The sequence below is a fragment of the Janthinobacterium sp. GW822-FHT07A03 genome, from assembly GCF_058798815.1.
On sequence record NZ_JBXAKW010000002.1, the window covers coordinates 339,811 to 353,342 of the forward strand.

At 60.3% G+C, this 13,532-nt stretch carries 14 protein-coding genes and 1 tRNA gene; 7 read left to right on the forward strand and 8 right to left on the reverse strand.

Features of this window, described 5'->3' with window-relative positions; all coding sequences use genetic code 11:
- The first annotated feature begins 47 nt into the window (after positions 1-47).
- Genes AC1RJW_RS07580 through AC1RJW_RS07600 form a run of 5 tightly spaced genes read left to right on the forward strand, consistent with a single transcriptional unit; the run spans position 48 to position 5,649 of the window.
- Complete coding sequence (locus AC1RJW_RS07580) at positions 48-1,217, forward strand: CpaE/TadZ family protein (RefSeq protein ID WP_436497931.1); 1,170 nt, start codon at positions 48-50, stop codon at positions 1,215-1,217.
- A gap of 50 nt (positions 1,218-1,267) precedes the next feature.
- The gene (locus AC1RJW_RS07585; RefSeq protein WP_493044451.1) at positions 1,268-2,614 is read left to right on the forward strand and encodes a TadA family conjugal transfer-associated ATPase; all 1,347 of its coding nucleotides are present in this window, start codon (positions 1,268-1,270) and stop codon (positions 2,612-2,614) included.
- Between the two features lie 11 nt (positions 2,615-2,625).
- On the forward strand, positions 2,626-3,603 hold the full coding sequence (locus AC1RJW_RS07590; RefSeq protein WP_493044452.1) for a type II secretion system F family protein: 978 nt from the start codon (positions 2,626-2,628) through the stop codon (positions 3,601-3,603).
- Between the two features lie 13 nt (positions 3,604-3,616).
- Complete coding sequence (locus AC1RJW_RS07595; RefSeq protein WP_493044453.1) at positions 3,617-4,555, forward strand: type II secretion system F family protein; 939 nt, start codon at positions 3,617-3,619, stop codon at positions 4,553-4,555.
- An 11-nt stretch (positions 4,556-4,566) separates the two neighbouring features.
- On the forward strand, positions 4,567-5,649 hold the full coding sequence (locus tag AC1RJW_RS07600) for a LytR C-terminal domain-containing protein (RefSeq protein WP_493044454.1): 1,083 nt from the start codon (positions 4,567-4,569) through the stop codon (positions 5,647-5,649).
- A gap of 71 nt (positions 5,650-5,720) precedes the next feature.
- Here AC1RJW_RS07600 and AC1RJW_RS07605 read toward each other — a convergent pair whose 3' ends face one another.
- Together AC1RJW_RS07605 and AC1RJW_RS07610 are read right to left on the reverse strand one after the other, a co-directional pair.
- A complete protein-coding gene (locus AC1RJW_RS07605) occupies positions 5,721-6,713 on the reverse strand; it encodes an EDSAP-1 family PEP-CTERM protein (RefSeq protein ID WP_493044455.1) in 993 nt (330 codons plus the stop codon).
- 214 nt (positions 6,714-6,927) lie between these two features.
- Positions 6,928-7,302 carry a hypothetical protein gene (locus tag AC1RJW_RS07610; RefSeq protein ID WP_493044456.1) on the reverse strand — a complete coding sequence of 125 codons (375 nt, stop codon included), beginning with the start codon at positions 7,300-7,302 and terminating at the stop codon, positions 6,928-6,930.
- Between the two features lie 161 nt (positions 7,303-7,463).
- On the opposite strand from AC1RJW_RS07610, the gene AC1RJW_RS07615 reads away from it, so the two are divergent.
- Positions 7,464-7,775: a hypothetical protein gene (locus AC1RJW_RS07615; protein ID WP_493044457.1), complete on the forward strand. Its 312-nt coding sequence runs from the start codon at positions 7,464-7,466 to the stop codon at positions 7,773-7,775.
- 15 nt (positions 7,776-7,790) lie between these two features.
- Here AC1RJW_RS07615 and AC1RJW_RS07620 read toward each other — a convergent pair whose 3' ends face one another.
- Positions 7,791-7,997 carry a dodecin gene (locus AC1RJW_RS07620; RefSeq protein WP_034753599.1) on the reverse strand — a complete coding sequence of 69 codons (207 nt, stop codon included), beginning with the start codon at positions 7,995-7,997 and terminating at the stop codon, positions 7,791-7,793.
- Between the two features lie 654 nt (positions 7,998-8,651).
- A complete protein-coding gene (locus AC1RJW_RS07625; RefSeq protein WP_493044458.1) occupies positions 8,652-9,230 on the reverse strand; it encodes a hypothetical protein in 579 nt (192 codons plus the stop codon).
- A gap of 241 nt (positions 9,231-9,471) precedes the next feature.
- On the opposite strand from AC1RJW_RS07625, the gene AC1RJW_RS07630 reads away from it, so the two are divergent.
- Complete coding sequence (locus tag AC1RJW_RS07630; RefSeq protein WP_493044714.1) at positions 9,472-9,924, forward strand: recombinase family protein; 453 nt, start codon at positions 9,472-9,474, stop codon at positions 9,922-9,924.
- Between the two features lie 247 nt (positions 9,925-10,171).
- On the opposite strand, the gene AC1RJW_RS07635 is transcribed toward AC1RJW_RS07630, so the two are convergent.
- The 4 genes from AC1RJW_RS07635 to AC1RJW_RS07650 all read right to left on the reverse strand — a co-directional run bounded on the left by AC1RJW_RS07635 (position 10,172) and on the right by AC1RJW_RS07650 (position 13,506).
- A complete protein-coding gene (locus AC1RJW_RS07635) occupies positions 10,172-11,842 on the reverse strand; it encodes an anti-phage dCTP deaminase (RefSeq protein WP_493044459.1) in 1,671 nt (556 codons plus the stop codon).
- Positions 11,843-12,044: 202 nt separating this feature from the next.
- Positions 12,045-12,120 (reverse strand) — tRNA-Thr (locus AC1RJW_RS07640).
- Between the two features lie 26 nt (positions 12,121-12,146).
- Positions 12,147-12,659, reverse strand: coding sequence for a ClpXP protease specificity-enhancing factor (locus tag AC1RJW_RS07645; protein ID WP_086147887.1), 513 nt, complete (start codon positions 12,657-12,659; stop codon positions 12,147-12,149).
- Between the two features lie 235 nt (positions 12,660-12,894).
- A complete protein-coding gene (locus tag AC1RJW_RS07650) occupies positions 12,895-13,506 on the reverse strand; it encodes a glutathione S-transferase N-terminal domain-containing protein (RefSeq protein WP_010394154.1) in 612 nt (203 codons plus the stop codon).
- Between the last annotated feature and the right edge of the window lie 26 nt (positions 13,507-13,532).

Sequence of the window (13,532 nt, forward strand, 5' to 3'; positions counted from 1 at the left end):
TGGCGGCGCAGCCGACTGTGTAGACCTGAAAGAAGCGAGGAAGTGCGATGAAAGCCTTGATGATTAGCCGCGACGCCAGCTTGCACGATGAAATTGCCGCGCAGGGGGCGGCCCGCATGCCCGTGCTGCGCCTGCTGGAACGGCGCAGCGGCTTGCGCGACGCCGTCGAGCGCATGCTGCCGGAAGCGCCCGAGCTGGTGATCGTCGACGCCAGCGGCATCGACGCCGACGAGGCCGACCTGCTCGAACGTCTGGCGCGCCAGTATCCGCTGGCCGTGCTGATGCTGCTCACGCGGGGACAGCAGCAGGACGTGCTGATCCGCGCCATGCGCGCCGGCATGCGCGAAGTGCTGCAGCTGCCGCTGGTGCACAAGGCCTTCCATGAAGCGATGGACCGCGTCGATATCCAGGCCGGCGTGACGCAGATGCGCGACGGTAAAGTGCTCGCCTTCATCTCGTGCAAGGGCGGCAGCGGCGCCACTTTCCTGTCGACGAATTTTTCCTACGCGCTGGCCAGCCTGGCCGGCTGCAAGGTGCTGCTGATCGACCTGCACGGCCAGTTCGGCGACGCCACCTTGTATGTCTCGGACCAGAAGCCGGCCATGACCCTGTCCGATATCTGCGCGCAGATCGCGCGCATGGACGGCGCCTTCCTCGCCTCGTGCCTGGTGCACGTGACACCGAACTTCGGCGTGCTGGCGGCGGCCGACGACCCCGCGCACAAGGTCGACATGCAGCCCGAGCACATGGACCGCATCCTGGCCGTGGCGCGCCAGCACTACGACTACATCGTGCTCGACGTGGGACGCCAGATCGATGCGCTGTCGCTGCGCGCGCTCGACAACGCCGACGCCATCTATCCGGTGCTGCAGCTGGCCCTGCCCGACATCCGCGACGGCAGGCGCCTGCTCGACATTTTCCGCTCGCTCGGCTATCCGGGCGAGCGCCTGCGCCTGATCGTCAACCGCTATGAAAAGGGCGGGCGCCTGCGCCTGGCGGACCTGGAGCAGGCGCTGGGCGCGGAAGTGGTGCACACGGTGCCCAACGATTACATCGCCGCCACCGATTCCGTCAACCAGGGCATCCCGCTGCTGCAGCTGTCGCGCACCAGCGCCGTGGCGCGCAGCCTGGCCGAACTGGTGGAACTGGTGACGGCGCGCCGCGTGACGGAAAGCCGCGGCCTGTTCGACCGCCTGTTCAGCCGCAGCGAGGCTTAGGACAGCAATCGATGTCAAGGCTCCCGCCGGGGGCCATCATGGGAGCCGAGATGACTTTACGCGAACGCCTGGCGGCAAATGAAACGGTGCGCCCCGCCAGCAACGGACAAGGCGCGCTGGCGCTGCACGCTTACCAGGAACTGAAAAAAACCATGCACCAGACGATACTCGACCGTATCGACCTGGAACGGCTGAAACGCCTGACGGCGGAGCAGTTCAAGCACGAGCTGGCGCTGCTGGTGCAGCGCGTGATCGAGGAAGAGCGCATCGTGCTGAACCAGTATGAGCGGCACAGCCTGGTGCTCGACATCCAGCACGAGATGCTGGGCTTTGGCCCGCTCGAACCCCTGCTGGCCGATGCCAGCGTGTCCGACATCCTCGTCAATACCTGCGACAAGGTGTATGTGGAGCGGGGCGGGCGGCTGCAGTTGACGGACGTGACCTTCCACGACAATGCGCATTTGATGAAGATCATCGAAAAGATCGTCTCGCGCGTGGGCCGGCGCGTCGATGAATCGAGCCCGATGGTCGATGCGCGCCTGCCGGACGGCTCGCGCGTGAATGCCATCATTCCGCCGCTGGCCGTCGATGGCCCGATTTTATCCATCCGGCGCTTTGCCGTGCAGCCTTTGACGATCGCCAACCTGCTCGACTACAAGAGCCTGACGCCGCCCATGGTGCAGGTGCTGCAGGCGCTGGGGCAGGCCAAGGTCAACATCCTGATCTCGGGCGGCACGGGCAGCGGCAAGACGACCCTGCTCAACGTGCTGTCCGGCTTCATTCCCGGCAGCGAGCGCATCGTCACCATCGAGGATGCGGCCGAACTGGCGCTGCGCCAGCCGCACGTGGTGCGCCTGGAAACGCGCCCGCCGAACATCGAGGGCAAGGGGGAAGTGTCGCAGCGCGCGCTGGTGCGCAATGCGCTGCGCATGCGGCCCGACCGCATCATCCTGGGCGAGGTGCGCGGCGCCGAGGCGCTCGACATGCTGCAGGCGATGAACACGGGCCATGAGGGATCGCTGGCGACCATCCACTCGAACACGGCGCGCGACGCGCTGGCGCGGCTGGAAAACATGGTCGGCATGGCCAACGTGAACCTGACGCCACGCGCCACGCGCCAGCAGATCTGTTCGGCCGTGACGGTGGTGATGCAAGTGTCGCGCCTGACCGACGGCGGGCGCAAGCTGGTCAGCCTGCAGGAGGTGACGGGCATGGAAGGCGACATCATCGCCATGCATGAAATCTTCCGCTTCGAGCAGACGGGCGTCGATGCCGACGGCAAGGTGCAGGGCCACTTCTGCGCCACGGGCGTGCGGCCCCGCTTCACGGAGCGCCTGCGCATGTTCGGCGCGCCGGTGCCGGACAGCGTGTTCGACCCTGACCGCATCTACGAATAGAAGGACGCATCATGGACCTGGTCTTCTACGGCTTTGCCGTGCTGCTGTTCGCCGCCTGCATCCTGATGGTGGAAGGCGCCTGGCTGTGGTGGGCGGGCACGCATGGCAGTGCGGCGCGGCGCATCAACCGGCGCCTGCGGCTGATGGCGGCGCGCGGCGAGGGCGGCGGCGAGCGGGTGTCCATCCTCAAGCAGCGCCGCTATGCGCGTTCGCCTGGCCTGGAGCGCCTGCTGCGGCGCCTGCCGCAGGCGGCGCGGCTGGACCGGCTGCTGCTGCAATCGGGCTTGTCCTGGTCGGTGGCGCAGTTCCTGGGCGGCAGCGGCGCCCTGCTGCTGGCGGCCTTGCTGCTGTTGCTGGCCTGGTCCATGCCCTTGCCCGGCGCCGTGCTGCTGCTGTCCGGCGCCGCGAGCGCACCATGCCTGTGCGTGCTGCGCGCGCGCGCGGCGCGGCTGAAAAAGATCGAGGCGCAACTGCCGGAAGCGGCCGATTTCCTGGCCCGCGCGCTGCGCGCCGGGCACTCGTTCTCGAATGTGCTGCAGATGGTGGGCGATGAACTCAATGAGCCGATCAGCGGCGAATTCAAGATGGCGCACGAAGAGATCAATTACGGCGTGCCGATGAACGAGGCGCTGCAAAACCTGGCTGCGCGCATTCCGCTGACGGACTTGCGCTACCTCGTCATCGCCGTGCTGGTGCAGCGCGAATCGGGCGGCAATCTGGCCGAGGTGCTGGTCAGCATCGCGCGCATCATCCGCGCCCGGCTAAAACTGCTGGGGCAGGTGCGCGTGCTGTCGGCCGAGGGGCGCATGTCGGCCTGGGTGCTGGGGCTGATGCCGGTGGTGATGATCGGCGTCATGGCGCTGGTCAACCCGCAATACATCCGCCTGCTGTGGACCGATCCCAGCGGCATCAAGCTGCTGTGGTACGCGGCTGGCATGGTGGCATTGGGTGTCGTCTGGATGCGCAATGTGATACGTATCAGGATATAAAACTGGAGGTGGCATGAGCGGTGCACAACTGCTGTTCTTGTTGATCGTCTTTGCCGTGGTGGTGGCGCTGGCCCTGCTGGCGTGGCTGATCTTCTTTCCCGGCACTTTGCGCCAGCGCCTGTTCGGCACCATGGCGCCGGCCGCCAGCGAGGCGGTGGCCGATACCGGCTGGGTGGAGCGCGTGGTGCGCGTGGCGCAGCCGTTCAGCAAGCTGTCGCTGCCGGAAGAGGGCTGGGAGCGCTCGCCGCTGCGCACGCGCTTCATGAACGCGGGCTGGCGCCAGGCGAGCGCGCCGGCCCTGTATTTTGCCGCGAAAACCGTGCTGGCCCTGCTGTTTCCCACCGTGCTGGGCTTGTATGCGGCCAGCGCCATGGCGGCACAGCTGCGCAGCGTGCTGTTGCTGCTGCTGTGCGTCAGCGCCACCGTCGGCTATTACCTGCCCAACCTGGTGCTAGCCAGCACGGCCAAGCGGCGCCAGCGCGACATCTTTGAAAACATCCCCGACGCGCTCGACTTGCTGACCGTGTGCGTGGAAGCGGGCCTGAGCCTGGAGCGCGCGCTGGTGAAGGTATCGGGCGAAATCCATATCAAGAGCGTGGTGCTGGCGCAGGAATTGCAACTGGTGCTGATGGAAATGCGCGCCGGCTTTTCCAAGGAAAAGGCGCTGCGCAACCTGGCCCTGCGCAGCGGCGTGGAAGACGTCGACACCCTCGTCGCCATGCTGATCCAGTCGGAACGCTTCGGCACCAGCATGGGCGATTCGCTGCGCGTGCATTCGGAAAACCTGCGCGGCAAGCGCAGCCTGCTGGCCGAGGAGGCGGCAGCGAAGATTGCCCTGAAACTGCTGTTCCCGCTGATCTTTTGCGTCTTTCCCACCCTGATGCTGGTGCTCATGGGGCCGGCCGTGATCGAAGTCTATCGCGTGCTCGTGCCGGCCATGGCCAGCCGCTGAAAGGAGTCACCATGCGCTTGACGCTTTCCCGCCTGGCCGCCGCCTGCGCCTGCCTGGGCCTGGCCGCCTGTACCACGCAGCTGGCCCATGCACCGGTGCCGCAGTGGCCTGACGCCGATGCCGCCTATGTGGCGGGACGCCAGCATTTCGAGCGGGGCGACCTGCCTGCGTCGCAAGCGGCCTATGAGCAAGCCCTGCGCCATGCGCCGCGCCACGTGAACGCGCGCAACGGCCTGGCCGTGCTGCATGCGCAGCGCGGCGAGCACGCTGCCGCCATCGCCCAGTGGCAGGCGCTGACGCAGGAGGCGGGCATGGCGCGGCCGCAGCAGGCCTATCTGTTCAGCAATCTCGGCCATGCCTATTATTTAAGCGGCCGCGATGCGCAAGCGTTGACTGTGCTGGAACAGGCGTGCCTGCTCGATCCGCTCCATGCGCTGGCCTGGCAGCACCTGGCGCAAGTGCTGGAACGGCTGGGACAGCACGAGCGCGCGGCTGTCATGCGGCACCAGGCGGCCAGCTTGCTGCAACACGATATGCAGCGCGACATGGCCGTCTTGCGTGGCGAGGCGGCGCCGCAGCCTGCGCCCGCGTCCGCGCCGGTGCCGGATGCGCTCGCCATGGCGCGCGTGGAGATCACGCAGAGCGATGGCATGGCCCAGCTGCGGCGCGTGCCGGCGGTGGTGCGCAGCCAGCCCGTTAGCGCGTCGCTGCCTGCGGCGCCTGTGCCTGTATCTGCCGCGCCGCATCCGCGCCTGGAAATTGTGAACGGCAACGGCGTGCCTGGCCTGGCCGCCGCGCTGGCGCGCAGCCTGGCCGGCACGCCCGTGCAGGTGGTACGCCTGGCCAATGCAGGCAGCTTCCAGGTGGCGCGCACGCGCGTCGAATACCGGCCCGCGCAGGAACAGGCGGCGCGCCAGCTGGCCCGCCAGCTGGGAACGCAGGTGCAGACCCAGGTGCAGATCCAGGCCGCCGACTGCCCTGCCAGCGAGCTGCGCCTGGTACTGGGGCGCGACCTGAGCGACCCGGCCATGCTGCACCGCTATTATCTGCAGCAACTGCAGCTGGCCCGCCGGGCGCTGGCACGGCTTGGTTAGTACACCGCGGCCGGCATAAAAAAACACGCGGCGCCTTGGCGGGCGCCGCGTGTTTTTGAGTTTGCCGGTGTTTATTTCGGCTGGCGGCGGCGCGTAAAGGCGAGGCCGGCCAGTCCCGTGCCCAGCAGGAACAGGGTGCCCGGTTCCGGTACGACCAGGGGATCGATGACGACGATATCGGTGCGCGTGGACTTGGAAAAATTCAAGGTATAGCTGCCGGCGGGCAGGGCGAAATTCGACGTCAGGGAAAACATCGCAAAGCCATTCGTGAACGTGCGTCCGGTGGCGGGATCGTTGGTGCCGGCCGTCATGTTCAGGCTGAACGGGTCCAGGCTGCCGACCGTATGGTTGCCGTTGACGTCGCTGCCATTGCTGGCATTGCCATCGGGTGCAAACTGGAAGATCACGCCATCGGCATTCGCATTCGACAGGCAGCCGACGGGGCTGGCGGTATTGCATGAGATATTGAAAATATCCATGATCGACACGTTCGACTTGTCGCCCATGGTCGTCACGCTGGTGCGCAGGTCGCGCCGTCCCATGAAGCTGAAGGTGATGAAGCCGGCGCTCGACAGGGTCAGGTTGACGGAGCCGGTGAGCGTGTCGCCAGCCGTGGCCGTGGCGGCGCCCACCGTGTTGCGCTGTGCTTCCGCCACGGCGCTCACGGTGGAGCCGGTGCCGTTGAGCATGTTGCCGAAGGCGTGCGCATCGCCGCGCGCGAATTCCAGGGGGGCACTGGGGCTCGGTGCGTAGTGGTTTTGCGGCAAGCCGCTGCAGCCGCCGCCCGAACACACTTGCAGCACGTCGGCATTGGCGGCCGGGCCCGTATTGACGGCGCGCGGATTGACGGCCACGCCCCCTTCGAAGAAGGCGCTGTCGCTGGCATTGCGGTTGGCGCCCGCCAGCGACAGCGCGCCGGCGCTGGTGGTGATGCGGAAATTGTTCAATTCGTTGACGGCCAGGCCGTACGCGCCGGCCTGCGCCTGGCCGCTGGCCAGCAGGCTCGCCGCCGCCAGTGCGCCCAGCCAGCCCAGGGTCCTGTTTCGTGTGTGATCGACGTTCATCGCAGCCTCTTATCGTAGTCAGTCTCGGAAAATCCGGGGGGGGGACAAAGAATCCAGAATGGCTTGCCTGGATTCATCTCGTAGACAGTGATAAGCAGCTTGCGTGCCACACAAAAAAAGCATATTGAATCAAACACTTGCGCAAAGCGGCTGAGCTGGAGAGGGCAAAGTGTAAGAAAGGCCGACGCCGCCTGGCGGGCCGCGCCGGCCAGCCTCAGGTACCGCGGTGATAGCCCAGGTGGCCGCCCGAATTGCGCGCGCAGCCGCAACCGATGCGCGCCACTTCCTCGCCTTCCGTCAATTTCCAGTTGGTAATCGTCGTGTGCTGCCAGTCGATGTCGCTTTTCTTGACAGGTTTCACCGTCAGCGTGCGGTGTTCGACATCCGTATACTCCATCAGCTCTTCGTCGTCGGCGATGTCGAAATGGCGGTGGATCAGGGAAATGCCGAAACGGTCGAGCGCGCCATAGCGCTGCAGCACGTCGCGCAGTTCGCGAAAGCAGGCCAGGTCGTCGGGCAGCAGCGGATCGACGGCGGAAATATCGGCGACGGGCTGCCATTGCATGGCGTGGATGTTCAGGCTGTGCATGATGTTCTCCTGTGCCCCTGGTATCAAGCCCAGGCTGCCGGAGGGGCGCCGGCACACCTGGCGAAGTGCCCATCGTGGCCGCAACGCCGCTGCGGCGCTTGCGCCATATCAAAGGTGCGGCACATCGCCTCTGGCCCCATCATTGCCCGGTAGAATAGGCGATGGCAAACAAAACCCCCACCTTCCCCGGCGCACGCACGGGCCGCGGCCAGGTCCTGGCCGTGCTGCTGTCGAACCGCGACCAGTCCGGCGCCGAACCGCTGCAAGGCCGCGTCTCGCTGGCCGCCATCGTGAAAGCGCTGAAACGCAAATACCATTGGCCCATCGAGACGCACAGCTTTCCCGCCAACACGCAGGACGGCCGCGCCAGCTGGGCAACGGTATATAGCTTGCCGGAAAAGGTGATCGAGGCCGCGCTGGAGGCCGGCGGCCGGGAGTGGCTGGAGAGCCGGGGAACGGTCGGGCGGCGGTGACTGCGCCGCAGTACGCTATTCGAGCCGGAAGCCGACCTTCAGCGTGACCTGGAAGTGCGCCACCTTGCCATCGACGATATGGCCGCGCGATTCCGTCACTTCATACCAGTCCATGTGCTTGACCGTCAGCGCCGCCTTGGCAATGGCATCGCGTATCGCCTGATCGCTGCTTTCGGTCGATGTGCCGACCAGTTCGATCAGCTTGTAAGTGTGTGCGGACATGATATTTCCCCAGGTAGGCAAGCCAGACATCGGGAGCCTGCTTTGCGCAAGCACGTGCTCATCTTGCGCCTAAACGTGCTGATAGTCATTGCGCGGTGCAGCAATGCGTACGCATCGAGTGACATAGCTTTCGATCAACGCAGCGGCTTCGGTTGATTATGAGTTATTGCATGGACGGCAACGCGTTTTAATGGTTGTCACCAGTCTCCCGCAAGAGTACGAATAGAAAACTGAATTCTGGTGCGATAACCGGTTTCGAAGCGGGCAACGGATGACACTTAATCTTCAGTTGTGTAAATTTAACTTGCATAAAAACATGTACTTGCGAGTTCAGCTTACATAAACGGGACACTCAAGGGGCACTGAGTGAGCCGCCAGTTGATCGGTAAGCAGCCAGCCACTCCACCTGGCAAAGATGCTCAGGCTACGGTAGCATGTGCAAATGGCAGCAGGGAGTCGAGCTGACGGTTTGGGCAGGTGGGCAGTTTTTCAAGCGTTTAGTTCAGCCAGCGCAGCGGAGCAAGGCCGTTGAGCTTGGCGGTCGCTAGGCAGCGAATAGATCGCGGTAGCATATTTTTTGCCGCTGACGGCGACGGATTTCGTTGCATCCTTTTTTCATTGTCGACACATGAACCCGGTGACAGTGGATGACTGTTAAATTAGGGTATGCACAGCTGGCTGGAGCGGGGTACACTTTGCGTGCCCTGCTTTGCACAGCATCTCCAAATGTGCAACCGCCGCCTGAAGCTCGGCATCATCAATCTTCAAGACCTTTAGCATTTTCCCCAGGTTATAACCAGAAGCAAATGCGGTTACCAGTGCTGCCCCGCCTGTCCAACGCTTGCGAAAGGATGGTAATGAGCTGTACGAAAGACCCGCTGCAGCAGCAATTCGATAGGCCGCTGCGGCTGACTTTTGGTTGTCGAGCAATGCGACCATCGCTGACATAATTCCTTTCGCCTCTGCAGCCGCGCCGAGTTTGGTGGCGAATTCAGAACATTCTCGATTCTTAGCATTAATTTGTGCCACTTCTGACTTGGCTACAAGATTGAATGCTTTACCAAATTGTTGGAGATCATAGGTAGGGCTACACACCGTACACCGCACATACATCTCGTACCACTCGGGAACCGATACGCTGTAACCGTGATCGGGCGAGCAGTGTTCTATTTCCAGTATGCCCTCACCGCATGGGCAAGGACCAGTAAACTCTGCCATTCGTTCTGTTCCCATTTTCAAACTCCATTGCTATAGGTTGGGCTGGTTTAGTTTGAAACGACTCTAGCACATCAGCAACAATACTTGGTGTCATCGACGGTTCGATTTAGGAGGCTGGCTCATGGTATTTGAAAATCGCTCCTGGCTGGCTAAATGGCCTACATAATAGAAGTAAAATTACTACTTCACTTGTCAGGGCGGTTCCCGCTGGCTAGAAGTTTTTGGCCACCAAGTGGACTACTGATTTGTCGATACCATTAGCGGTAAGACCAGCGCCAGCCAGCGCTCGCAGTTTACGGCGTTGTTTGCTCAGATTCGCAATGGGGGAAATTTAGTAGTATCGAAGGTGGACCGCTTGGGCCGCGACGCGCAGGACGTCGGCGCTACGGTCAAGCTGCTGGTAGCGTGGAAAATCGTTGTCATTGTTCTGCAGCTTGGCAAGTTGGACCTAGCTTCCCCAGCCGGCAAGATGATGTTGACCATGCTTGCGGCCGTCGCCGAAATGGAGCGTGATTTACATGTTGAGCGAACTCAGTCGGGCTTGCCCCGCGCCAAGAGTGAAGGCAAGACACTTGGTCGGCCGTCGAAGACCACTGCTGAGCAGCGAGCAGATATCATCGCTAAATACGTTGCTGGTGAGAACGTCAGCGCATTGTCCAGAATGTATGCAGTATCAAGGGCAAATATTTTGAGGATCGTCAAATGTTAAAGCCTAAAGAACCCACTGATAGTAGCTTTTTAAGCAACCTTTCACCAGGACAACATCTTGGCGTTCAACAGGACTTGCTTAACTATAGCTTGGTGGTCGCATTCTGGTTTCGCTACCGGCGGATTGAGCCTTGGACCAAAAAAAACCTTAACCACATTGGATACCTCAGCATTCCCGCGCGAAATAGACGCAGCAGGTGCATCAAAGTTAAGGACCAGCTGACAGGGTACCTCACGAGTTGTTGACATCACTCTCCCTCCTTCTTAGCTGCTTCATCTTGTCTTATCGCGTTTAATTTGTCAATCGAATCAGCTTCTAGTTTGGCTATCTGCTCTACCAGATGCTCAACCGCCTTAGACTCAAAATCTTGATAATTATCTAAATATTCTGGCATGACTTTGTCAGCTTCCTGCACCTTTATGGGAACAAATTTCCCTGCATCATTTTTTCGTGATTGTGCTTTAAACATGTTGTGAAATTGCCGTGGGGCAACGCCTTCAAAATGCAGGAATTCTACTTTCTTAGGCGAAGCATCCATTGTGGGTTCAATTTCAAACGCAATGGCGTCGGAGTGTAATTCCTTCGCAAGACTTTTTTCGTAGGGCTCGACATAGAACACTCTTGCAATGCCGGATGCCACAATGTGGCGCGCGCAGCTATGGCAGGGAAAGGTAGTTGTATATAGAGTCGCTCCTTGAATTCCAGCGCCGCCAATCCGAGCGAGCGAAACAATGGCATCCATTTCCGCATGGACTGACCTAGAAAACTCAATAAGGTCTTTCAAGCGAGTATTGCTATAAATTGAGTCAAGAAGGTTGCTGCGGTCAACTGCAGGAAGACTAACAGGGCGGTCCGTCAAACCTAGCAGCGCTGCATCTAAGATAGCGCCAATTTCATCCTGCAGATGCCGCTTATGGGAGTCATTGAAGCAGACTTGACCATCGCGGTGAACGCAACGCATGTCGGCGCCGCTGTATGAGGAGGTATAGAGACCTCCGCCAGATTTCGGAACGTCATTGCAGCCAGTCGCAATGACTTCGCCTGTTTGTGTAGCAATTGCAGCTCCCACTTGCCGGGATAAACACGCAGACCGCAAGCTGGCGCAATAGGCCGAATACATGCCGTGTTCGGAGTCGGTTGGCGTCACACTTTTGTCGCCATGTACCAAATCAAGAAAGCGATTTACTTTGCGTTTCTTTTCGTCAATCGTAGTTGCATCATTGCGAATGAAGTAGTCTGACAGGTGAAGAGTCTTGTCCAACTGCTGACCATTCTTGCCACCTTCCGACCTGTCAATTTCCATCAAGGCGACAACTTCACTGGAATTAACAAACTCCCCTTCAAGGGCGATAGCGCGCGAAGCGTAGATGCGCGTCACTCCTGCCAGGAAGAACAGATTGCGATAGACCGTTCTAAGAAGTGCCACTTCTTCCGGGCGCTTAACTTGGTCAATTAGATAAGCTACTCGGCCGGGAACAATCGGCCCATCTCCTACAACCTCCGATTTTTCGAGGGCGCGGCGGGTTCGATCGACAGCGATTTCTTTAACGGCGTATTCCGCAAGGATTGCGGGATTTTTGCTTTTAACACGGAGATCCCTACCAGCTTCTTGCAGTCGCCGGTACCGTGAGCGTTTTGCAGAAGAAGTTGTTTCAGGTTTCCATTCTGAAACTAACTTATTTGAAATCGCCTCATCAAGAAACTTGCTAAGTTTTATGTGAACGACATCAGTATACCCCCGCTCCTTCAAGCGCTCACTCATGCTATCAATTAAGGAGCTGATACCACATCCCATGGGTCCAGCAAAGGCGATGATTAGCTCGTCTGATTGTCGGCTGGCAAATTTCTCACGCAATGATCTGTCGTCTGTACTGCTGACTCTAGAGACGGTAGGAGCGGTTTTCAATACGGCTGACATGGGGCTCTCATCTGCAATCTATGATATCGATAGCGTAACACTTTCCCAAAAGAAAGCATCCATATTTAATGCAAATGAGCTAACTTCGCTTTTGTATGTTGCTAATGCGCTAAGCGAGACCCGAAAACCGACATACTGCCTACATGAGCGGCATAAAGAAAAAGCCCAGCCTATTAAGGCTGGGCTAAGTCTTTGAATTTATTGGTGCCGACTGCCGGTTTCGAACTGGCCACCTGATGATTACAAATCAACTGCTCTACCAAATGAGCTAAGTCGGCAAAAACTGCGCGTTGCGAATTATACGCTATTTAATGCGTGTCAGGGTCGGGCGGCCGCCTTTTTTTGGTGGCTCGTCGTCGCCGGGCGTGGCGTTGTCGCGTTGTTCGGGGGAGCTGGCCGGTACGGACGACAGGGTCGGAGCGCTGCTGGCGGGGGCGAGCACGGGCGGCGGGACGTCGGCCGAGGCGGGGCTGTCCGTCGGTTGCGCGTCGGGGTCATCGTTGCCCAGCACGGGCTCGAAGGCCATGCCCTGGCCGTTTTCGTTGGCGTAGATGGCCATTACGTTGTCGACCGGCACATAGATTTCGCGCGAGACGCCGCCAAAGCGGGCGTGGAAGCGGATGGCGTCGTTGTCCATCTTCAGGCCGCTGGTGGCGCCGAAGCTGATGTTGAGCACGATTTCGCCCTTTTTCACGTATTCCATCGGTACCGTGGTGCGCGAATCGACTTTGACCGCGAGATAAGGCGTGTAGCCGCTGTCGGTGCACCATTCGTAGATGGCGCGCAGCATATAAGGTTTGGTTGAGATTTCAGACATGATAGGCACTGTAAGGCGGGAGCGCCGCCGGCAACAAATGGCGGGCGCACCGGTAATTCAATGAAACGATGGGACAACTCATTCGATAAAAGAACAAAGAATCAGTTGGCCCAAGATGCCCCAGAAAGCGTCGCGAGCAAGCCCGATATCGGCTTGAGTAACGCAGCCGTACATGCGTACGGCGAGTAACGCCAAGTCGAGAGCGGGTTGCGCAGCAGCTTTATGGGGATATCTTTTAGCGGCGCATCACTTTTTCCGAAGGAGTGAGTGCTTCGATATACGCAGGACGCGAGAAGATGCGTTCGGCGTATTTCATCAGCGGTGCAGCCGTCTTCGACAGTTCGATGCCGTAGTGGTCCAGGCGCCACAGCAGCGGCGCGACAGCCACGTCGAGCATCGAGAATTCGTCGCCCAGCATGTACTTGTTTTTCAGGAACAGCGGCGCCAGGGTCGTCAGGCGGTCGCGGATTTCGGCGCGTGCCTTGTCGTGGGCCTTGTCGTTGCTCTTGGCGCGTTCGCTTTCCAGCACGTGCACGTGCACGAACAGTTCTTTTTCGAAATTGAACAGCATCAGGCGCGCGCGGGCACGCATCAGCGGATCGGCCGGCATCAGTTGCGGATGCGGGAAGCGCTCATCGATGTACTCGTTGATGATGTTCGATTCATACAGGATCAGTTCGCGTTCGACCAGGATAGGCACCTGGCCGTACGGATTCATGGTCGAAATGTCTTCCGGTTTGTTGAACAGGTCGACGTCGCGCACTTCGAAGTCCATGCCTTTTTCAAACAGGACCAGGCGGCAGCGTTGCGAAAATGGGCAGGTTGTACCCGAATAGAGAACCATCATTTTTTATAGTTCCTTAGAAACAAAGG